Below are 23783 nucleotides of genomic sequence, written 5' to 3' on the forward strand. Positions count from 1 at the left end.
AGTTCCGCATTTGACTGGGACTTGTTAAGCTCGCTGGCTGCTGGCCGTTAAAGCACAGGCGGCCTGCCTTTTTCGGTCAACGGGTGGCGGGAAGCGGGCAGCGCTTACTGTAAATTTCATAATCAGGCTGCACTGCCAGCAGGGAACTGGCAGCCGTTGCATATCTGCCAGAGACCATTAAACTCTCTGGCTTTTAGCCATACTGCCCATGCCCATCTTACTTCGTTGCCCAGTCTGTTATGAAGCGCTCTGGTCAGAACCCAAAAGCGCTGTGTGCCAAAATAACCATCGGTTTGACCGGGCACGCCAGGGCTATCTGAACCTGCTGCCCAGCAATAAGAAACGCAGTAAAAACCCCGGCGATGATCAGATGATGGTCGAAGCACGGACACGGTTTCTGAATCACGGTTACTATCAACCCGTCGTTGATGCCTTGATTGATAAACTCAAGTCGTTCGGTAATGAAACACCGCAACGTATTCTTGATGCCGGTTGCGGTGAGGGCTACTACACATCAGGTATCAAAGAGCAGCTTGAAGACAGCGCAGTTTGTGGATTTGATATTGCCAAACCCGCCATTCTGGCCGCCAGCAAACGAAACAAAGCAATAGAATGGCTGGTTGCCAGTGTCAGTGAACTGCCACTGATGGACGAACAGTTTGATGCTGTGATCAGCATATTCTCCCGCAGTGACTGGCCTGAGTTTTCCAGAGTTCTGAAACCTGGCGGGCATATTGTTCTATTGACCCCCGGCCAGAACCACCTGATGGCTCTTCGCCGTGCCATTTATGATGAGGTACGTCCTTATCCGGAAGATAAACGCCTGCAGGATCTGCCGGAAGATCTTGCCCTGCTGGAAAGCCAGACCATCCATCACCTGATGATGCTGGAAAACACTCAGGCCATTATGGACCTGCTGGCCATGACCCCTCACTACTGGCATGTCAATGCCCGGCAAAAACAGCAACTTGAACAACTGGGTCAGCTGGAATGTGAACTGGAAATGCGTCTGTCAGTGGTACAAAAACGTTATCCACTGACATAGGTAAAAATACTGTCTTACATCAATTTTACCAAACGTGACTGGTGGTATAACTGAGCCATGGCCATAGCCCGGGGGGGTCACCATGTTTCAGTTAGCTCAGATTATCACCGGCAAAAGTGAAAAAGACCTATTCACAGTTCTGGCCCTCAAAGCCGATATTATCCTGTTCTTTGCCGTGAAAGAAAAATTGCCACGGAAACACAGAGGCACGGAGACAAGATAAAGTTTTACCTCTGTGTCTCCGTGCCTCCGTGGCAAATCTTTCATACCAGAGGGTGACGAACAATCGTCATGAGTATTTGTGGCTGGTAATGTTGTCGCGACAGTCGGTTATAATGCCGTCGTCTATGCCAGGCGGCTGGAGCAGTCTCATTGATTCTATCGCCGGTTCCCGTCAATCAGGAACCGGTTTATGTCCGCTTCTGGCAACATGGTGATTGCCATGCCCAATATATTGCCCGATTGAAGAAACCAATCATCAACTTCTAACCAATATCGAAGACAACTGAACCAGAAGTAATATGGAAAAAGAAACAGTAACCACCTGGTTTCTGGAAATGACCTCGCAGGATGAATTGCTCCATAAACCCGTCACCCATCCAGATTTTGTCATTCAGGAGTGTCAGGTAAAGCAGTTTCAATTCAACCGATTTCTCTACAGCTACGTTGGCCAGCCGTGGGAATGGACTGACAAGCTGGTCTGGTCTGATGAACAATGGCATGACTACGCTGAAAACGACAATCTTCGCCTATGGGTCGGCTACTTTAAAGGCAGCCCGGCCGGCTACTTTGAACTGCAAAAAGTGGCCGGTGACATCCAGATTGCCTACTTTGGCCTGGCGCAGCCCTTCATTGGCAAAGGCCTGGGTGGTGCCCTGTTAAGTACCGCCATTCAGGAAGCCTGGAACTGGGGGGCTCAGCGGGTCTGGGTGCATACCTGTTCACTGGATCACCCCTTTGCCCTGAACAACTATCAGGCCAGGGGGCTAAAAGTTTATAAAGAGGAGATTAAATAACAAATTTCACCAGCCAGTGGCTCAACAACGTGATAATTACAATACCCGCAAGGTTCAACACCATACCACTGCGCACCATGTGTCGAATAGGCAACATGCCTGACCCATAGACTATGGCATTGGGCGGTGTCGCCACAGGCAACATAAAGGCACAACTGGCAGCAATAGCGGCAGGGATGGCAAGAATAGCCGGGTCCATTCCCTGTGACATGGCCAGGGCTCCCAATGGAGGAAGAAAGGCGGCAGTGGTTGCTGTATTACTGGTGACTTCGGTCAGAAAAATAATAATGGTGACAACCAAAGCGATGGCCATCAAAGGAGGCATATCCCCCAGGATGTTTAATGATCCGGCAATCCACTCTGCCAGCCCTGTTGTTCGAATCATTGATGCCAGGCTCAGGCCACCACCAAACAATAACAACACGTCCCAGGGAAGACGGTGCATCTCCTTCCAGCTCATCAGAAACTCAGGCTTGTTCCAGCGAACGGGCAAGATAAACAATAGAACGGTGGCCACCAGGGCAATCATGGTATCGGAAAGTGCCAGTGCTGGCATCATTGCCCCCAGCCAGGGCCGCAGGACCCAGGCAAAAGCCGTTAGAAGAAAGATCGCGGTGACTGCTTTTTCTGCACCGCTCATTGCACCGTTCTTTTTTTGCTGCGCCTTAATGGACTCTCTTACCCCATGGTTTTCTTCCCCGCCCAGACAGTAGCCAAAATACCCCAGCCAGATGCCAGTAATAGCCAGCAGAATGATCGATGCAGGCAGGCCAATGATCAGCCAGTGAACAAAACCAATCTGTATACCGTACTGCTCCTGAAGAAAAGCAACCAGTAATGCATTAGGCGGCGAACCGATCAGGGTGCCAAAACCACCGATTGAAGCCCCATAAGCAATGGCCAGCAACAAAGCAACAGGAAAGCCATGACTCATCTTCCCCTGGTGACGAATCATGGCGATAACCGATAAACCGATGGGCATCATCATAATCGTGGTTGCCGTATTGGAAACCCACATACTGATCAGGGCTGTGGCAACGATAAAACCAAGCACCAGTCGCTTCTCCCCTGTGCCCGTAATCAACATGATTCTCAGGGCTATACGGCTGTGCAGGTTCCAGCGCTCCATGGCAAGGCCAAGCACAAAACCGCCCATAAACAGGAATATTACCGGATGTGCATAGGGAACAGCCGCTTTATCAATGGTGGCCAGACCAAGCATTGGCGACAACACCAGAGGGAGCAATGCGGTAATCGCCGTCGGAAGAATTTCGACCGACCAGAACACTGCCATCATCATGGCAAGGCCAGCACAGCGCCAGGCCATCTCATTCATTCCGGCCGGAGGGTCAACCAGTAATGTGAATAGCTGCAATGCAATGCCAATCAGAAGTCCTGTGAGCCAGAAGAGCGGCTTCCCTTCCTGAGTACTTTCCTGCTGTGCAGACTCTGGAAGCAATTCCGGAGAACCTGATTTCATGATTCGCTCCATTGCATTTGATAAAATTTATAGCCAATTCAACCGTCAATCAGTTGATAGGTAATGATTCACCGTCATTAAGGGTAGACTCTGTTATAATCATTTACCTATTCTGTACCATGGCACACGCCAAGAGCCTGATTTGACTGCACCTATTCTTACCACCACAGCGTCTACCCGCTTTACCAATCTCTCCCTGCCCGATGCCCTGCTGCAAAACCTCGACACTCTGGGATACCGGGAAATGACCCCCATTCAGCAGAACAGCCTGCCAGAAATTCTGGAAGGCCACGATGTCATTGCCAAAGCCAAAACCGGCAGTGGCAAAACGGCGGCCTTTGCCATTGGCCTGATTGTCAAATTGAAACAGCGGGATTTTGGCTGCCAGGCTCTGGTTCTCTGCCCGACCCGGGAACTGGCAACCCAGGTTACCCAGGAAATCCGGCGTCTGGCGCGATATCAGCAAAATATCAAGGTCGTTACCCTTTGTGGTGGCCAGCCTATTGGTCCACAGATCGGTTCACTGGAGCATGGTGCCCATGTGGTTGTCGGAACTCCCGGGAGAATCCAGGATCACTTGCGGAAAAAGACCTTATTGATCGATCGGGTCAATACGCTGGTGCTTGATGAAGCCGATCGCATGCTGGATATGGGTTTTATTGATGCCATTGAAAACATCATCGACCATTTACCAGAACAGCGACAGACTCTCCTCTTTTCGGCCACTTACCCAAGCGGTATCCGGGCATTAAGCGAACGTTTCCAGCATCAGCCGGTTACCGTTACCGTTGAGAGCACCCATAACCATGAGCATATTGAGCAGCGCTTCTATCATGCTGAAAACGCGGACAAACCCGCCATGCTGATCAAGCTGTTGCAACACTACCAGCCTGAGTCCAGCGTGATTTTCTGCAACACCCGGCAAATCTGCAAAGAGGTCGGCACTGAACTCTACGAAGCGGGCTACAAACCGGTAGTGCTGCATGGCGATATGGATCAGAAAGAGCGTGACCAGATGCTGGTACGATTCGCCAATCAGAGCGCCAACCTGTTGATTGCCACCGATGTCGCAGCCCGGGGATTGGATATAGAAAACCTTGCCGCAGTGATCAATTACGATCTGAGCCGGGACCCGGAAGTACACGTTCACCGGGTTGGCCGCACCGGGCGGGCGGGTAAAAAAGGTCTGGCACTGAGCCTGCATACCCGGCAGGAGCAGTACAAGCTGGATAATATCAGCGATGACCTCAAGGCTCCCCTGGTCTTTGGTGACCCGAAAACACTCACCGGAAACCAACAGCCAGCACCGGCCCCCATGGTTACCCTGGCCATTGATGGTGGCCGAAAGCATAAAGTCCGCCCTGGCGACATCCTCGGAGCGCTGACCGGCGATGCCGGGATTCCCGCAGACCAGGTCGGCAAGATCAATATTTTTGACTTTACCGCCTATGTTGCAGTCAAACGGGAAAATGCCCGATCTGCACTGAAAAAGCTGGAAGCAGGAAGGATTAAGGGCAGAAAATTCAAGGTTCGGCGTTTGTAGTCCTCATTAGCCAATCGTCTCCGGTTTCAATGAGTTTGACGTGTACAATCTCCGTTCACCCTGAGCGGAGTCGAAGGGTGCGTGGCACGATCTATCAGAGTCCGGAGTTTCCGCCTTTAGGCCCTATGGGTCCTTCGACAGGCTCAGAACGAACGGAGTGCGGAGGCACGACAACCCGTCAAACTCATTAACACCATGTACTATACCCCCTCCTGAAAGCCTGATTGGAACTAAATCAGGCTTCTCTTGTCCAAAAGAGGTATGACACTGACTATTTAATCCAGCACAAGGAGGTAATTGACATGACTACTCAGATTACACCACCACCCTTTCCTGCACAGGGCTTCGGCACTGGTTCGGAGCCAACACGGTTCGAGCCCACCCCTGCGTATAATCGACCTGCGTTTAATGGACATGGTGCCACATTAGCACCGCCACCCCAGTCATATTTTGCTCAGCCGAAACGCCAACCTGAACCACCACCTTCGGCTCAACCACAAGGCTTACCAGATAACGTAAAGAGTGTGAACCCTGACATTTCCGTCAATGGAGCCCCTGCCGTAACTCCACCTGCCGAGACGGAGGATCCCGGGAAAATCGCTGAAGCGTTGCAGGCACTGGGCAATGAGGAACTGCTCAATCGGGGTAAAAACCAACTGGAACAAGCTGAAAAGGCCTATACCGCCTTTGGCGAAATGAACATTGCCCTTAAGGCCCGGGATACCCTTGAAATCTTTGCCGCATGCGCCAAGGGTCTCAAGGGGCCTGGTAGTGTAGGCTGGTTTACAAGTTCGAAAGAGATGATTACTGCCTTAAAAAATATTGAACTGCCCCCCGACGCGCCAAAGGATCTGACCGTTACCATCACCTTCCCACCGCCCAACCATCAGGCCATCTCCCTGATTCCGGTAGGTGCTGGTCTCGAACAAAAAGCGCCTATAGAGATCTACCGTTGTTACGTCCACGCGCTTGGTGCCATGAAAAATCAGGCCCGGGAACTTAATGCAGACCAGGGGCTTGCACAAGCTCAAGCAAGGCTGAATGATCTGCTTGAAACGCTGAAGGCTATCCAGAAAGAAATTAATAAAAGAAAGGAGGAGGGCAAGCTTCCTGTCAGAGCTGCCGAAGTTCAGTTTGAAGCCCGATATTATTCCCATGTGGATAAGGGGATCACTATCAATCGACTGGCAAATGGCGAGGAATTCCCGTTCCATGATGCCGCCATCCAGGGCAAAGGCAAGGTTCCCACCCCAGCGCCACTACCCGAAGAAGCTCCGGCTCCAACTTCAACGCCAGCCCCTGAAGAAGACTGAGTACTTGAATCAATGGGTTTAATGTAAACAATCTCCTTCCCCCCTCGTTCCCCGTTTTGCCTGGGAACGAGGCATAAAGACTGCCCCATAAATGTTATATTTATACGCCATCACTTGTTAAACAGTGCCTTATGGTGCTTGCTCAGTGTTTTCATAGTACTGTCATGCTTCCTGTTGCCTGATTCAGCCGATTCACTGGCCTTGTCAAACAGGGCAAGACGAATATCTCTCTCTGAGGCATTGCTTTTCAAACCAAGAAAACGGAGGGCTTCTCGCTGCTGTGGGTTAGGACGGGGCAGAAAACGTCCACTATCCTGAGCCTCACTGGCAATGTATTTTCTGGCAGTCTTGGCAATATCTTTTGAAACCTCCAGCTTACCTGCATTTTTTTGCAACTTGTCAAAGGCATTCTCAATAACACTGGCTTCGTTATAGGTACTCGAAACACCCAGCTTTTTCTTGTCCCTGGCCCTCTCCTCTTTTGATATTGCGTCTGTTGATTTGGCATTCCTGGTGGCGTTTATCTGACCAGCAACGACAGACTTCACACCACTCACATCAACAGGCTTGTTTACTATGCCCGTTGCTGGCCTCGGGGCAGGTGAAGAGGGAGCAGGTTTTGTACTTGCCGGGGCCGAAGCAGCCCGCAGGCTTTCTTTTCGACGCCTGGCGATCTCGCCGATATTAGCCGTTGATTGACGGACGACCTCAGCCCTCTCCATCGGGGCTGACTCTTTAGCTAAATCCGTGGCAAAGTCGGGCTCGGGACTGAGCGTCTGTGTTGTCCCCTGATCACCTTCATCGTCAGAGAAGTAATCAGAATCGCTGGATACCGAGTCCTGAGGTTCTGGGCTCTCAGCGGTAAATTCACTTTCATCTGGAGTGCTGGCCTCAGCCACGTCACTATCATCTGATCGCTGCATCACGCTTTCTGACCGTTCAGAGTCATCAATACCAGTGACTTCATCAGGCTCACTGAAACCCTCATCGACCAGTGTTTCCTCAGTCAACTCCGCTTCGGTCTGGGGGGACTCAGTATCAACATCTGTTTGGTCATCGCCAACCGTGGTTGTATCACTGTCGATTGGCGCACTATCTCCAGACCTTTCACTTGCACTGACATCTATCTGCTGATTGTCTTCTAATCCGGTACTATCATCGTCGGAGACTTCTGGCTCCGGATTTTCGTTTAATACGGTACTATCGCCGGAAACCTCTGGCTCCGGATTTTCGTTTAATACGGTACTATCGCCGGAGGCCTCTGGCTGCGGATTTTCGTCTAGTGCGGTACTATCGCCGGAGACCTCTGGCTCCGGATTTTCGTTTAATACGGTACTATCGCCGGAGACCTCTGGCTGCGGATTTTCGTTTAATACGGTACTATCGCCGGAGACCTCTGGCTGCGGATTTTCGTCTAGTGCGGTACTATCGCCGGAGACCTCTGGCTCCGGATTTTCGTCTAGTGCGGTACTATCACCGGGGACCTTTGGCTCAGCAAACAACTCTTCGATGCCATCAAGCTCACTGTAATCCTTCTCGGCTGATGTTTGCTCAGTCAATTTCGCTTCGGTCTGGATCGAATCAGTATCAACATCACTTTGGTCATCTCCAACCGTGGTTGTATCACTGTCGATTGGCGCATTATCTCCAGACCTTTCACTTGCGCTGACATCTATCTGCTGATTGTCTTCTAATGCGGTGCTACCACCGGAGACCTCTGGCTGCGGATTTTCGTCTGGTGAGGTACCATCATCAACGACCTCTGGCTCCGGATTTTCGTTTAATACGGTACTATCGCCGGAGACCTCTGGCTGCGGATTTTCGTCTAGTGAGGTACCATCATCAACGACCTCTGGCTGCGGATTTTCGTCTAGTGAGGTACCATCATCAACGACCTCTGGCTCCGGATTTTCGTTTAATACGGTACTATTGCCGGAGACCTCTGGCTCAGCAAACAACTCTTTGACGCCATCAAGCTCACTGTAATCCTCCTCGACTGATGTTTGCCCAGTCGATTTTGCTTTGGTCTCGATCGTTTGAGTATCTGCTTCTGTCACAATCGGCTGAGAATCAACTTCGTTACTGATCGACCCAGTATCAACATCACTTTCAGCGACTCCTCCATCAAGCCCACTGTCATCATCCCCGGCTGATGTTGTCTCTGTCGATTCCTCTTCTGTCTTCATTGACTCAGCATCAACAACACTGTCAGCGACAACTCCATCAAGTCCACTGTCACCATCCCCAGCCGAGGTCACCTCTGTCAACTCCTCTTCTGTCTTGAGTGACTCGGCATCACTTTGATCGACTTCACCGGCGGATAAACCACTGTCTAATGCTGCATCGTTGGCGGAGTCTGGCTCAGCAAACAACGCCTCAATCCCATCAAACTCACTATCATCCTCCTCGACTGATGTTTTCTCAGTCAATTTTGCTTTGGTCTCGATCGTTTGAGTATCAACTTCGTTCTCAATTGACTGAGTATTATCTTCAGTCTCGATCGGCTGAGTATCAGCTTCAGTCTCAACCGGCTGAGGATCAACTTCGCTCCTGATCGACTCAGTATCAACATCACTTTCAGCGACAACTCCATCAAGCCCACTGTCACCATCCCCGGCCGATGTTACCTCTGTCAATTCCTCTTCTGCCTTGAGCGACTCGGCATCACTTTGATCGACTTCACCGGCGGATAAACCACTGTCTAATGCTGCATTGCTGGCGGAGTTCCCTGGCTCAGTAAACAACTCCTTGATGCCATCAAACTCACTATCATCCTCCTCGACTGATGCTTGCTCAGTCGATTTTGCTTTGGTCTCGGTCGTTTGAGTATCATCTTCGTTCTCAATTGACTGAGTATTATCTTCATTCTCGATCGGCTGAGTATCAGCTTCAGTCTCAACCGGCTGAGGATCAACTTCGCTCCTGATCGGCTCAGCATCAACATCACTTTCAGCGACTCCACCAAGCCCACTGTCGCCATCCACGGCCGGTGTTGCCTCTGTCAATTCTTCTTCTGTCTTGAGCGACTCGGTATCACTTTGATCGACTTCACCGGCGGATAAACCACTGTCTAATTCTGCACTGTTGGCGAAGTTCGCTGGCTCAGCAAACAAATCTTCGACGCCATCAAGCTCACTGTAATCCTCACCGGTACCACCGGTTTGCTGAGTACCATCGGGCTGCGAACTTATGCCTGGTGTAGAGTCTGTTTGCCCGGAAGGACCCTGCATGATGCCGGGGATCAGCGAAGTGTCCCCTATAACAGGATTATCAATCGTCACTGCTACTGCGATATCTTCCGGGGGGGCTGTATCACCTCCGGCATCCGCAGAGTTGATGGAAATATCCTGATCAGCCGGGCTTGCATCTGTCAGACCCTGCGCTGTTGTTTCAGGCCTTACAGAGCTGTCATTGTTCGGCCCCACCTCAGGCTCGGTTTGAGAAGGCTGGTCAGTTGTGGCTATATGCACAGGCCCTGCCAGAGAACTTCCCATTGTCTGTTGTTGGGCTATCGGACCACCATCAATGTGCGTGGCACTGACAGAACCGTCCTCAACTCTGGCCCGCACATTGATGGTAAGCAGACATTGTCTGTTCTCAAGCCTGGCCAAGTCATTAATACCCGAGGGCTCCTCCCCGATTTGTTGATCGATGTCAGAGACTTGCTGTTTCAGATTAGCGATTTCCCGGTCAGTGCTGGCCTGATCAAATGATGCGAAGTTTTCATCGTTATGCTTTTCAAGAATCTTTACGGCTTTCTCCATCAGCTCGCCCAGGTTGGTCTGATTTTCCAACTCTTCCCCGGGGGGGATCAGGCTCAATTTTTCGCCACTTCCAAGCGTAATTTTGACCTTCAGGGCGGGCGGGAACTCTGTCTTTTGCAGTGCCTCAAGAGCCACCTTCGGGCTATCGTTCTGAGCCTTTTTCAATTCAGCTACTGACTTTTTCAAGCCACTCAGAGAGGCAGTTACCGCCTTCTTTTCACTACTTTTCTTAAGCAGTCCATCGGCCTGTTTGAGCAGCTGGCCTTGCGTTTCCTTCAGTTCTGTCTGGTCAGGTTTTTCCAGCTGATCCCCCTTAATAGAAGGCAGCGATTGACCAGTAGCCTGTTGGATATTCCTGTCGCTGAGCGCTTTATCACCGATGGCGTTCCCCGTATGGTCAAAACTGTCTACCCCCGATTGGCTCACTTGTGGTTGCACATCCTGCATGACTTCAGCCTGGTGAGTCGCAAATTTGCCAACAGTCGTTTGAGAGGATGGCAGTGGCACCGAAGCATGTTGGACCGAGCTGGGGTCAATAGCACCAGAAGGGATGCTGCAAAGTGGGTATCTCAGGAAATTGTGCATGATTCATAACTGGTCAGTAATATTGCCATTGCTATCGGCAGCAGTCGGGAATTAGCAACATCTTCGTAAAGCCATTCGTTCGGGCACAATCACATGGTGATCTAAAACAGGAGTGTGTTCTGTGGGGCGGCCATCCGTGGGGCGACCATCCGTGGGGCGGCCATCCGTGGGGCGGCCATCCGCAGGGTAGCCATCCACTTGTTTGTGTGTGTTTGCTTTATCCCCCTATGTAATAGCAACCAGTGTAACCATATTGGCTAAAGACAACTCTCTGATAAAAAAGCGAATGCTGCCCATAAATGGTATGCCCCAGACCACTAACTCAGGAAAAGGACTGCAGCCAAAGAGAAACAATCAACAGTTAACTATTTACCGCAACAAACCCAGAAAACGCTTGGTATACCACTTGTAACTCCGATGTGGAATTAACCTCAGTAGTAGCATTCAAAATACCTAACATAAATCTGGAATTTTCTGATTTATATACCATTCTCTTAAACATTATTGTTTATCAGCACTTATCAAAATTAAACGACTTCAGACAAAAGAGTGCTCTAAACGTCATTCTTCATTTTTTGATATTGAAGGACAAATGTTTGATACAGAAAAACCGGATACATTTTCATTGGCGGCCTGCAGGTCTGAAGTCAAAAACTGTACATGTGGAGACCTTAGTAAGGCTATGGACGTCTATCTTAACCATGACGTTTTTCTGCCATCCAATGTACGTTTACCAGTCACTGTTTAGTACTCAAAACTACAACAATATACCTTTGCCGTGTACTGAATTATTACAAAAAACAATAGCACCTGATTTATCCGTTTATCTGCCAGAAAAAATCATAACAAAAATGGCCAACACATTGTTTCATGCCAATTGATCAAAACACAGGTATCAGGTAATGAATAACCAGATAGCACCAACAACATTCACTTATCAGAATGCATACACTGCTGCAACTATTCACAGCGACATATCCGAACAATCAACCAAAAAGAAATTTCTTTCTTATCGAACCAATACCGAGTCAGATGTCCAGAAACTGATTAACAAAAACCAGGCAGAAACAAAGGTGCTGGAAGGCAAGATAAAAAATATACAAAAGAAATTAACTGAATGCCTCCAGCATCGTACCAATGATACACTGTTTATTAAGCCACCCCCTGTGCCTGGTCTGAACACTGGCCAGAACAACAGCAATAACTCTGACACAAATTCTATTGCTAACAAACCGCTCAGACTCATATCTGAAGAATACATAACCACCGACGTCAATCCGGAAACCACAGAACTAACGCCTGTCGCTACCACTGCAAGCACTACCCCATTACCCAACTTATCAGCTGCTGACCATACAGCCCATACCACATCATCAATACCCCCACACACAACCGCTAACGACAGTTCAGCAACGGCTATAACAACCCAACCAGGAAACACAACCCGGGCGACCAACGCCACAAGTGCACTTATCCCGACTACTGCCCTCCCCCCACTGAAGGAGCTGGTTTCCGGTAGTGTGAATATCACGTTAATGGCGTCACTGAGAGACAAGCTGGTGGACTACTACCAGCAACAGCAAAAAAGCAGGCTCATGGGAGAAAATTACGGGGGGAATATCACCGGGATAGCTCAGCAACCCGATACCATGACCGGGATCGACCAGCAGCCCGATACCATCATCGGTAAACGTCCGGATGATCCATTGCCGCACATCCGTTACAGTCAGCGGCCACACCCAATGATTGATTTGTCCGAGTTAATATCAGGTATTGAAGCAAGGGTGGAAATGTATGAACTATTCAATCTGGTATTAATGGTTTCTTCCTTCACCGAGGCTATTAAAAAATCCTTTCCGGCCGTTGTCAGGGTTTATGACAATGAACTGAAACAGCTCACTGATGAAATAAATAATTACGTCCTGAACCACAACCAGAGTGACACCAAAAGAAAAAGAACCAGAAGAACGCTTGCAAGAGAATTAACTGAAGCTCTGCTCGAAGCGCTGATTAAATTTGAAAAAGCGCCAATGACTAATGAAATGAAAGTATTCTTCAAAGGCTTCGAAGAAACACGCAATGCCTTCGCCAAAGCTCTGTATGATGGCGATACCATCACTGATGACCCTGAATTTTCAGAGATGTTTGAATGGATGAAAAACAAAATCACAATTATGAAAGGGCTGAAGAACTACAATGACGAAATTGAACAGGCCATCGCTAACAGCAATTATTACCGAGTTGGCCAAATTACCTTCAGTGTTAATTTACTTCATCACAAAGTACAAAGTACCCTAAATAACTACGCATCAGAAAATCCTTACTTTGACCTTTTACAGAAGATCAGGAGGTTAGAATTCAATAATGTTCATGCCTTGCAATCACTGACCGATAAGGCAGCTGCCTCGGTCCCTCTTAAAGAGCTCATTTTAGAAGCATTAGCCCAGGATGCACTGGACCTGGCATTCAATTCACAGAAGGAAAAAGGATTTTGTGCCGGGGATGTAATGGCAACAGCCATTGCCGGTCGTTATGGGATGTTCACCAATTCATTGGTGAGTTTGGCAAAGTCAATATTATTTGGTTTCGATTACAGTCGACTCCCGATCCAGATCAGAATGATCTTGCAGGATGCATTATATTACGGAAACGACGAGATACTGTACAACCATCCCGAGTCAGTGGGCCTGGATTCTAAAAGCATATATATTAAACAGATGATCGACGCAGCAGTTCGTGTGGGGGATGATCTAGAGTTGCTGATTGAATCCATATCGCACGGTTACAATTCAATTAGTCGTCTGATCGATAAACTGTTAGACCAGATTCCTGTTGACAGCCTTGGCACTGAATGGGTCCAATTTGCGGTCTCTCCTGTTGACTCTCCTGTTTACGGTCACATCTGTTACTTTGCTTTCAGCAAAAGCAACAATCTCTTCAGGCTAACTGTTCAAGATATTATAACCGGTGTGACGACAGTTACCGGTACGACTCTGGAGCAGCTAAAAACAGCCATACCAAATGCGCTAGAGCAATTTGCTCTTCAATATAACATACCGCTGCACCCCGGGCCTCACACTGCCCCCGTTCCCGGAAGAGGTTTCGCTCACCTTACCAACTCGCTGCTGGATCCGTTGGAAAACATGGAACTGATCAGGGATTCAGCACTCACCGTTAAAGATATCATGACCCTCCCCCCCTCCGAACTCAAAGCACTTGACAAGGAAAGAATCAACGCCCTGACGACAAAATACCTTGATACAGTCAAAAATGATGCCACCCGGAAACTTCTGAACATCAATCTGAAATCCCTGTCACAATCAGAGTCAGCAGATCTGGCAAAGTTTGCGCAAATGCCCATGGTGTATCTGATGCGGGAAGTCCTTACATTCATCACCCATCCGAACCCTGTTGAACATTACGGTAGCTCAATATTTAACGACATCAGGCTGATGAATGCCCACGCTGTCACCACACTGCATAACATCGCCAAACACTTGACCTCCGCCCCGAAAAAAACCGCTGATGCCGATGCTCAATCAGTACCACAAGGTGCGGCACAGGCAACCACTGACCTGGCCACCAGCACTGCCGGAGAGCTGGTCAAGCTGGCTATTGAAAGAGACTTAAGCCTGCTTGTTCCAGAGCCGGTCGCTGGTGCCGTTGGAGCACAGGCCGGTGCAGCCCAACCCGGCGGTGCCCATGGAACACCAGAAAGCCAGGGCAGCAGCGGTGTATCAGGTAATACTCTTGGTGGGATAATCGGTGGCGGGATCGGCGGCTTTGCCGGAGAGGTTGGCCTGGCATTGTTAGCATTCAAGGCCCGCTGCCCCGAGTGCCTGTCAGAAATGGCCAATGAGTTCACCGAGGATGCTGCAGACAGAGTCCTTAACCGGCTATCTCAAAACGCAGGTGAGAACGTCGGGGAGAAAGTTGGAGAAGAAGCTGGGGAGAAAGCTGGGGAGAAAGCCGGAGAAAAAGCTGGGGAGAAAGCCGGAGAAAAAGCTGGGAAAAAAGCCGTTGAAGAGGTTGAAAGGAAAGCTGGCAGGAAAGCAGGAAGGCAGGCCGCCAGATGCACACGGTCGGTTGGCGGCTGTAACCAGGTAGAAGACGGCGAAGGTGAAGGTGGTGAAGCTGGCGGAGAAGCAGCAGGTGAAGGCGGTGCTGCTGGAGCAGGAGAGGCTGGTGCTGGAGCTGCGGCTGGAGCTGGAGCTGCTGCGGGAGCGGGTGCTGGAGTCGGTGCTGCTGGAGTCGGCGCTGGCGGTGCGGCAAGTGCCGGTGGCGGGGCAGCCGCTGGTGGGGCAGCCGCTGGTGGTGGTGTTATCATAGTAAAGAAAGTAGGCAAAACATTAGGGAAGTTGTTCAAGGACATAGAAGACGCTATCGACAAAAACAAAAAACATCATAAAGAACACTCTGAAAAGCACACTTCCCGGGGCTCGGCAGCAAAACCAAACCAGCCACCAGCAAAACAGGCAATCGTTGCAGGGCACACCACGCTAGAGCCAACAACCAAATCAGCGACGTCATCAACCTCCGGAAACAGCAACAATAAAAAGGCAGATATTGCTACTGTTGCAGAAGATACAACCAGTACTGACCAATCAAAAGAGACATCAACTACTGAAACCACCACAACAGTAGACGCCTCTGGTAGATCCGACAGCACAACGGCATCTCCAACCTCAACAACTATCTCAACCGCTGCACAGACCAGGCAATCTAGCCAGACGACAACATCAAACCCCGACACTGCCAAGCAGACAGTTATTTCTGGTTCCAGAGATAGCTCAGCCGCTTCTCCATCATTGACGTCGGCATCAACAGGCACGGCTGCCGAACAGGCAACAACACAACAATCAGTCACTCAGGAAAAAGCCCAATCAACGTCTGATAGCCCGGGACTACAAGAAACTTCCGTTATTCCGGATAGCACAACGACGGCTTCATCGCTGACAGAAACCTCAACACCTGCAGAAACAAGACAATCAGTAACATCGCCAACAACAGACACTACAACTCAGACGACAAAAGCTACACATCAAAAAACGACAAACCAAGAAAAAGCAACATCAACATCTGAAACCACCACAGCAGAAGGCACCTCTGGTAGAGCTGACAGCACAACGGTGTCTCCAACCTCAACAACCATCTCAACTGCCGTACAGACCAGGCAATCGAGCCAGACGAAAGCACCAACCCCCGACACCACCAGGCAGACAGTGACTTCTGGTTCCAGAGATAGCTCAGCTGTTTCTACGTCACTGACCACTGCACCAAAAAAATCAACAGGCACGGCTACCGAACAGGTAACAACACAACAGTCGGCAACTGCTTCCGACAGCACCCCACAAGAAAAGACTTCCGGTATCTCCGATCACACAAACTCAACCGAAAACACAACGGACACTGCAACAACAACTGCAACAACAAATGCTTCGCCTGCGCCACAGCCAGAATCGGATAACAACCGGGAGCTGCCGGGAGTCATCAAACCCTTCACAAACATAATCAAAAAGATCCATTTACGATTCAATAAAGACATGGCCAAAACCTATGCCGATACACGCAACAAGGTCCGCCGGGCACCAACAACGCTGGGGCAACCATTAGACAGTTGGCAAAAAGAGATTCTTCTGGGGGACTCTCTGAACCAACTGAATCAACAATTCAGCACCAATTTCCTGAATATTTATAAAAATGCTCACCGGTTTATGAAGTCCCTGGGCTCAGCTGCGACCAGTGACAATGACCATCGTACTGCCCAATCCTTAATCACCGCCAGGGTAATGTCCGAGTTCCAGACAATGTATGCCACGTTCAGCGATATACGCCTGCAAATGCTGTCAGACCTGGGCTACACCAACCAACAACCGCTGGACTGTGCCACCATCCTACGACTATCGTCTGGTGTCTATTCCCCTCCGGCAGTAGTCTCGCGGAATACAGCTCATCTGCTCAAGGCCATCGAGCAGCAACCACAGCCAGCCAAACCCGACGGCTTTGATCGTTTTATGGCCGACCTGGGCCAGTCCCTGCGTGGGACAACTGGCCAGAAACGGCAGTCGGCATCAGCAGCCTCCCAGCCGCCGGGGAATACTGGGCCAGTGGAACAACAGCCTGGTGACCGATTCAACAGTGATATCCTTGCCCGGCAAAAAAGGCCCCACAACCATCAGTTATTAACCAGTATCTTGCAACGGGAGCAAACCCTGTTTCTTGAGAGTATCCAGCAGCAGCCCAATATAAACCCTGTCAGGAAACTGGAGAGTTGCACCACACCAACTCACCAAACCCGGGGCATGGCCAGTGTCCAGCCTGACCCGGGCCAATCCAGCGGCCATCCGGTTCCAATTTCCGGCAAGGTCAGTACTCCATCGGCCATAGCGAGTAAACCCGGCACCGATAGCCATACCGCCAAAAACGCTATAACACCGGCAAACTATCCGGTTACCGATAACCTGATGCTGGCCAACTTGCTGACCGCCAAAATCAGTGATCGCCCCATACACCTTAGCCACACCACGGCTCCACAAACCACGGACAAGCACACCTCCCCGCTTGACCAGTCACCGGGCATGAGGCTACTGACTGACAGCCAGGCCCTGGCCGGACAACTGCGGGCAGAACTGTCGGCCCTGGCCAACGAACTGACCACCCCGGATCAAAATGTCAGTACACAGTGGAACCAGGACGATCTGATTAATCTGGCCATTGTCCAGACCCTGCCAGAAGCATCCGTTGCCAAGGTGATGGAAACCTACCTGTCAAACGTTCTCACCTCTACGACAGTGGGCATACAACACCAGCAGCCTGACCATATTTTCCGGGCCGATGGCTCCCTGCGCGGCACCAGCCAGGCCTCCGGCACGCCAATTTTCCATGACCCGTCAACGGGTCAGACCATTGACCATGGTGCAACCGGGCAACTGGCGAGAATTATGTTACAGGCGATGGCCAAAAGCCGACTATCTAAAGAGACAATTAACGACGATATACCACAACACCTGTCCAACAAGATTATTGACCAGGCGGCACAACTGCACAATCGCCAGCCTCAGGGATTTGTCACTCGACTGGGCCAATGGCTCGGGCTGGAGCAGGCGTCATCGGCAGGCACCCGGGACTCACTGGCTAAACGCTTTGAACAACGACTGACGTCCAGCCAGAGTGCCGACTTCACACCGCCCACCGACCTGCCACTGGTCAATGGCCTGGTCTCCGGTCGTTACCATAAGACCCAGTCCCGCTTTATGGATCTGGCACCGGCAGAGGCCATCAACCGGATAAAGACAGCGGCACTGATCCAGCGTCAGGGCATTGAGCCCCATCCGGATGATGCCGAGCGCCTCAATCAGCTGGTGGTAACACTGCTGCCGGTGCGCACCAGTGCCAGTGACCGGGCCCGCCTGATCAACACAGAGGGTAACGCGCTGCCACGACCAGTCAGACTGCACCAGTTCAACCGGCAACGCATCACCGAAATTCTCAACAGTTACGCAGCCATCAAGTCGCTGGTCAGCAGGGAATTCCAACAAGTATTCGGCGACCAGATCAACGACGCCCAGTTGCAGGAGGAAGTGATCGCCCAGCTAGCAAGGACCAGTTTGCAGGAACTCAAGGGCAAAACAACCGGTCAGTGGCAACAGGCAGTGACAAGGCAAATGAACAGGGAATTTGCCGACTTTCGTAGCGACCCGGCTGAAGCCAGCTGAAAAATCAGTTATTCAATCAATTCCAAGACTAACCACTTTAATTGACCAGGACACAGGTTACAGGTAATGAGCAACCAGATAGCACCCACGACAGCCACTTATCAGAATTCATATACTGCCAGGACCGTTCAAAACGATTTATCCGAACAACCAACCAAAAGACAATTTCTGTCTTATCGAACAAATGCCGAGTCAGATGTCCAGAAACTGATTAATAAAAACCAGGCAGAAACCAAGGTTCTGGAAGGCAAGATAGAAAAAATGCAAAAGAAATTAACTGAATGCCTCCAGCATCGCCCTGATGATACACTTTTTATTAAGCCACCCTCTGTACCTGATCAGAACACTGTTCAGAACAACGGCAATAGCTCTGACACACATTCCATTGCCAACAAACCACTCACTAAATTATCCGAAGAATACACAACCACCGACGTCAGCCCGGAAGCCACAGGACTATCGCCTGTCTCTACCACTGGCAGCACTGTCTCATTACCCAACTTATCAGCTGCTGACCATGCAGCCCCTACCCGTGCCTTCACGCCATCAATACCCACACACACAACCGCTAACGACAGTGCAGCAACGGCAATAATAACCGAATCGGGAAACACCACCCAGGCGACCAATGGAACAAGTACAATTATCCCGACTACTGGCCTCCCACCACTGAAGCAATTGGTTTCCGGTAGTGTGGAAATGACGTTAATGGCGTCACTGAGAGACAGGCTGGAGGACTATCAACAACAGCAAAAAAAAAGGCTCTTGACAACGGCCGAAAATAACGGGGGAAATATCACCGGGATAGCTCAGCAACCCGATACCATGGCCGGGATCGCTCAGCAGCCCGATACCATCATCGGTCAACGTCCGGATGATCCATTGCCGCACATCCGTTACAGTCAGCGGCCACACCCAATGATTGACTTGTTCGAGTTAATATCAGGTATTGAAGCAAGGGTGGAAATGTATGAACTATTCAATCTGGTATTAATTGTTTCTTCCTTCGCTGAGGCTATTAAAAAATCCTTCCCGAAAGTTGCCACGGTTTATGACAATGAACTGAAACAGCTCACTGATCAAATAAAGAATTACATCCTGAACCTCGACCAGGGTGACACAAAAAGAAGAACCAGAAGAACCATTCTACCAGAAATGACTGATTTTCTGCTCAAAGCGCTGATTAAATTTGAGAAAGCGCCAATGGCTACCGAAATGAAAGTATTCTACAAAGGGTTCGAAGAACGGCGCAGTGCCTTCGCCAAAGCCCTGTATAATGGCAATAACATCACTAATGACCCTGAATTTAAAGAGATGTTTGAATGGATGAAAAGCAAACGCACAATTTTGAAAGGTCTGCAGAAGTACAACGCCGAAATTGAACAGGCCATCGCTAACAGCGATTATTACCGAGTTGGCCAAATTGCCTTCAGTGTTAATTCCATTCATAACAAAGTTCAGTTTACCCCAGATAACTACGCATCAGAAGACCCTTACCTTGACCTTTTACAGGAGGTCAGGGATTTAAACAATCACATTCATGGCTTGCAATCGCTGTTCGATAAGGCAGCTGCCTCAGTCCCTCTACAAAATATCATTGTACGAACATTTGCCCAGGATGCCTTGAAGATGGCATTCAAGTCAAAACTGGGAAAAGGAATGTGTGCCGGGGATCTAATGGCCACAGCCATTGCCGGTCGTTATGGGATGTTCACCAATTCATTGGTGAGTCTGGCAGAGTCAATATTATTTGGTTATGACTACAGTCGATTCCCGATCCAGATCAGAATGATCTTGCAGGATGCATTATATTACGGTGACAAAAATTTACCCTATAACCATCCCGATTCAGTGGGCCTGGATGCTGAAAGCATATATATCAAACAGATGATCGACAAAGCAGTTCATGTGGGGGAAGATCTATTGGTACTGATTCAAGACATACAGCACCGTTTCAATTCAATTAGTAGTCTGATCGATAAAATGTTAGACCAGATTCCTGTTGACAGCCTTGGTACTGAATGGGTCCAGTTTGCGATTAAACCTGCTAGTTCTCACATCTGTTACTTTGCTTTCAGCAAAAGCAACAATCTCTTCAGGCTCACTGTTCAAGATAATAATACCGGTGTCACGACGGTTACCGGTACAACTCTGGAGCAGCTAAAAACTGCCATACCAAATGCGCTAAGGCAATTTGCTCTTGAATACAGAATACCGCTGCGCCCCGGACCTCAGACTGCCCCCCTTCCCCATACAGGTTTCTGTCGTCTTACCAACTCTTTGCTGGATCCGCTGGAAAACATGGAACTGATCAAGGATTCAACACTAACCGTTAAAGATATCCTGACCCAAAACCGCCTCCGACTCAAAACACTTGAGCAGGAAAGAACCGTAGCCCTGACTAATAAATACCTTGACACACTCAAAAATGATGCCAACCGGAAGCTTCTGAGAATCAACCTGAAATCCCTGTCACAATCAGAGTCAGCAGATCTGGCAAAGTTTGCGCAAATGCCCATGGTGTATCTGATGCGGGAAGTCCTTGCATTTATCACGCATCCGAATCCTGTTGAATACTACGGTAACTCAAAATTTAACGACATCAGGCTGATGAATGCCCACGCTATCACAACACTGCATAACATTGCCGAACACCAGGCCCCACCCCCGAAAAAAACCGCTGATGCCGATGCCCAATCAGAGCCACAGGGTGCAGCATCGGCAACCACTGACCTGGCCACCAGCACTGCCGGCGAGCTGGTCAAGCTGGCTATCGAAAGAGACTTCCGCCTGCTTGACCCAGAGCCGGTCGCAGGTGCCGTTGCAGCACAACCCGGCGGGGCCCATGCCGCGCCCAAAGGCGAGGACAGCAGCGATAAATCCAAAAGCAAGGACAGCAGCGATAAATCCAAAAGCCAGGGCAGCAGTGGTGCATCCAAAAGTATTGGTGGGATAATCGGTGGCGGGATCGGCGGCTTTGCCGGAGAGGTTGGCCTGGCATTGTTAGCATTCAAGGCCCGCTGCCCCGAGTGCCTGTCAGAAATGGCCAATGAGTTCACCGAGGATGCTGCAGACAGAGTCCTTAACCGGCTATCTCAAAACGCAGGTGAGAACGTCGGGGAGAAAGTTGGAGAAGAAGCTGGGGAGAAAGCTGGAGAAGAAGCGGGGGAGAAAGCCGGAGAAAAAGCCGGGAAAAAAAGCCTTGAAGAGGCTGGAAAGAAAGCTGGAAAGGAAGCTGCAAAGAAAGTAGCAAGAAAGGCCGTTACATGCAGACGGTCGGTTGGAAGCTGTAACCAGGGAGAAGGCGACGGTGAAGGTGAAGGTGAAGGTGGCGGTGGCGGTGGCGGTGGAACAAGCGTTGGAACAGGCGTTGGAACAGGCGTTGGAACAGGCGTTGGAACAGGCGGCACTGGAGTAGGCGTTGGAACAGGCGTTGGAACAGGCGCTGGTGTTCTCGTGTCAAAGCAATTAGGCAAAACATTAGGAAAGTTGATCAAGGACATTAAAGACGCTATTAACAAACACAAAAAAAATCAAAAAAAACAGCCTGAAAAGCAAACCTCCCGAGGCTCAGCAGCAAAACCAAACCAGCCACCAGCAAAACAGGCAATCGTTGCAGAACACTCCACGCTACAGCCAACTGCTAAACCAGCGACGTCATCAACCTCCGAGAACAGCAAAAAAATAAATGCAGGTATTGCCACTGTTCCAGATGGTACAACCAGCGCTGACCGACCAACAGAGGCATCAACTACTGTAATAAACAGAGAGTCATCATCTGAAACCACTACCACAGCAGAAGGCAACTCTGGTATATCTGACAGCACAACGGCGCTTCCGACCTCCTCAATCGGAGCACAGACCCGGCACTCAAGCCAGACTGCCAGACCAACCCTCGAAACCACCACTCAGACAGTTACTTCCGGCTCCAGAGATAGCTCAGCTGCTTCTCAATCATTGACGCCTGCATCAACAGGCACGGCGGCCCAAGAGACAACAACGCAACAATCAGCAACTCAACAAACAACACAATCAACGTCTGACAGTACAGGACTACAAGGAACTTCCGGTATTTCGGATAGCGCAACTGCTGCTTCACCGCTGACAGAAACCTCAACGCCTACAGGAACTGGACAATCAGTAACATCGCCAGCAGCCGCTACAACTCAGGCGACAATTGACACAAAAGCAATACATCAATCGACAACCGGACAATTAGCGTCATCAACTTCTGAAACCACTAAAACAGAAGACAACTCTGGCATATCTGACAGCACAACGGCGCTTCCAACCTCCTCAATCGGAGCACAGACCCGGCAATCAAGCCAAACTGCCAGACCAACCCTCGACACCACCACGCAGACAGTTACTTCTGGCTCGAGAGATAGCTCAGCTGCTTCTACATCATTGACGCCTGCATCAACAGGCACGGCTGCCGAACAGGCAACAACACAACAATCAGTCACTCAGGAAAATGCACAATCAACGTCTGATAGCCCGGGATTACAAGGAGCTTCCGGTATTCCGGATAGTTCAACGGCTGCTTCAACGCTGGCAAAAACCTCAACACCTGCTGAAACAGGACAATCAGTAACACCGTCAGCAACAGGCACTACAACTCAGACGTCAATTGATAAAAAAGCTACACATCAAACGACAAACCAAGAAATAGCATCATCAACATCTGAAACCGCCACAACAGAAGACGCCTCTGGTAAAACTGACAGCACAACGGCGCCTCCAACATCAACAACCATCTCAACCGCTGCACAGGCCAGGCAATCTAACCAAACGAAAGCACCAACACCCGACACTGCCAGGCAGACAGTGACTTCTGGTTCCAGAGATAGCTCAGCCGTTTCTCCATTATTGACGTCGGCATCAACAGGCATAGCAGCCGAACTGGCAACAACACAACAATCAGCTACTCAGGAAAAAGCACAATCAACGTCTGATAGCCCGGGACTACAGGGAACTTCGCGTATTCCGGATAGCACAACGGCTGCTTCAACGCTGACAGAAATCTCAACACTTGCAGAAACAAGACAATCAGTAACATCGCCAACAACAGGTACTACAACTCAGACGACAAAAGCTATACATCAAACGACAAACCAGGAAATAGCATCATCTGAAACCTCCACAACAGAAGGAACCTCCACAACAGAAGGAACCTCCAATAGATCTGACAGCACAACAACACCTCCAACCTCAACGACCATCTCAACCGCTGCACAGGCCAGGCAATCCAGCCTGACGACAACAACAAACCCCGACACTGCCAAGCAGACAGTTATTTCTGGTTCCAGAGATAGCTCAGCC

Annotated in this window: 8 protein-coding genes; 6 read left to right on the plus strand and 2 right to left on the minus strand. The window is 49.9% G+C overall.

What is annotated here, in order from left to right; genetic code table 11:
* Window positions 1-208: 208 nt before the first annotated feature.
* Together CX664_RS04130 and CX664_RS04135 are read left to right on the plus strand one after the other, a co-directional pair.
* The gene (locus CX664_RS04130) at window positions 209-1045 is read left to right on the plus strand and encodes a putative RNA methyltransferase (RefSeq protein WP_101745508.1); all 837 of its coding nucleotides are present in this window, start codon (window positions 209-211) and stop codon (window positions 1043-1045) included.
* A gap of 521 nt (window positions 1046-1566) precedes the next feature.
* Entirely contained in the window at window positions 1567-2061 is a 495-nt protein-coding gene (locus CX664_RS04135; RefSeq protein WP_101745509.1) for a GNAT family N-acetyltransferase, read from the plus strand.
* On the opposite strand, the gene CX664_RS04140 is transcribed toward CX664_RS04135, so the two are convergent.
* Window positions 2054-3541 carry an SLC13 family permease gene (locus CX664_RS04140; RefSeq protein WP_101745510.1) on the minus strand — a complete coding sequence of 496 codons (1488 nt, stop codon included), beginning with the start codon at window positions 3539-3541 and terminating at the stop codon, window positions 2054-2056. The two genes, CX664_RS04135 and CX664_RS04140, sit on opposite strands and share 8 nt — an antisense overlap.
* Window positions 3542-3683: 142 nt before the next feature.
* Here CX664_RS04140 and dbpA point away from each other — a divergent pair, with 142 nt between their 5' ends.
* Window positions 3684-5084, plus strand: coding sequence for an ATP-dependent RNA helicase DbpA (gene dbpA, locus CX664_RS04145; protein WP_101745511.1), 1401 nt, complete (start codon window positions 3684-3686; stop codon window positions 5082-5084).
* Window positions 5085-5386: 302 nt separating this feature from the next.
* Window positions 5387-6397 carry a hypothetical protein gene (locus CX664_RS04150; protein WP_101745512.1) on the plus strand — a complete coding sequence of 337 codons (1011 nt, stop codon included), beginning with the start codon at window positions 5387-5389 and terminating at the stop codon, window positions 6395-6397.
* A 110-nt stretch (window positions 6398-6507) separates the two neighbouring features.
* Here the strand turns inward: CX664_RS04150 and CX664_RS04155 are convergent, their stop codons facing one another.
* Entirely contained in the window at window positions 6508-10608 is a 4101-nt protein-coding gene (locus CX664_RS04155; RefSeq protein WP_101745513.1) for a midas domain-containing protein, read from the minus strand.
* A gap of 1040 nt (window positions 10609-11648) precedes the next feature.
* On the opposite strand from CX664_RS04155, the gene CX664_RS04165 reads away from it, so the two are divergent.
* A complete protein-coding gene (locus CX664_RS04165; protein WP_101745515.1) occupies window positions 11649-18461 on the plus strand; it encodes a hypothetical protein in 6813 nt (2270 codons plus the stop codon).
* 66 nt (window positions 18462-18527) lie between these two features.
* Window positions 18528-23783: hypothetical protein (locus CX664_RS04170; RefSeq protein WP_145999809.1), on the plus strand; the 5256-nt coding region annotated here is incomplete at its 3' end.

The sequence above is a fragment of the Endozoicomonas acroporae genome (assembly GCF_002864045.1).
GTDB lineage: Bacteria > Pseudomonadota > Gammaproteobacteria > Pseudomonadales > Endozoicomonadaceae > Endozoicomonas > Endozoicomonas acroporae.

What these genes read in the sequence shown, in the direction of transcription:
- CX664_RS04130 (WP_101745508.1), top strand. Translation starts at nt 209, where the DNA reads ATGCCCATCTTACTTCGTTGCCCAGTCTGTTATGAAGCGCTCTGGTCA.
- CX664_RS04135 (WP_101745509.1), top strand. Translation starts at nt 1,567, where the DNA reads ATGGAAAAAGAAACAGTAACCACCTGGTTTCTGGAAATGACCTCGCAG.
- CX664_RS04140 (WP_101745510.1), bottom strand. Translation starts at nt 3,541, where the DNA reads ATGAAATCAGGTTCTCCGGAATTGCTTCCAGAGTCTGCACAGCAGGAA.
- CX664_RS04150 (WP_101745512.1), top strand. Translation starts at nt 5,387, where the DNA reads ATGACTACTCAGATTACACCACCACCCTTTCCTGCACAGGGCTTCGGC.
- CX664_RS04155 (WP_101745513.1), bottom strand. Translation starts at nt 10,608, where the DNA reads ATGCAGGATGTGCAACCACAAGTGAGCCAATCGGGGGTAGACAGTTTT.
- CX664_RS04165 (WP_101745515.1), top strand. Translation starts at nt 11,649, where the DNA reads ATGAATAACCAGATAGCACCAACAACATTCACTTATCAGAATGCATAC.